Annotated in this window: 1 protein-coding gene; it reads left to right on the plus strand. The window is 77.5% G+C overall.

Annotated features, from left to right (window positions below):
- Positions 1-316 (plus strand): hypothetical protein (locus D471_RS33960; protein ID WP_040689257.1); only part of this gene is annotated, 316 nt, incomplete at both ends.

Raw genomic sequence — 316 nt, forward strand, 5'->3', positions numbered from 1 at the left:
CGAGGCGCGACCTGGTGTCGCGGTACGCGCGCACGCACGGGCCGTTCGTTCCCGCCGAGGCCGCCGTGCGGCTGGGGTTGTCCGAGGACGCGGTCGTGGCGGAGTTGCGTGCGCTGGCCTCGGCGGGGCGGGTGGTGCGCGGGGGGTTCCGTCCGGGCGGCACGGGGACGGAGTGGTGCGACGCCGACGTGCTGCGCCGGCTGCGGCGCGGGTCGGTGGCGCGGCTGCGTCGGGAGGTGGAGCCGGTGGATCCCTCGGTCTTGGCCCGGTTCGTCCCGTTGTGGCAGAACGCGGTGCCGGGTGAGCGGCTGCGGGG

Origin of the sequence: Nocardiopsis lucentensis DSM 44048 (genome assembly GCF_000341125.1) — a bacterium.
Taxonomy (GTDB): domain Bacteria; phylum Actinomycetota; class Actinomycetes; order Streptosporangiales; family Streptosporangiaceae; genus Nocardiopsis; species Nocardiopsis lucentensis.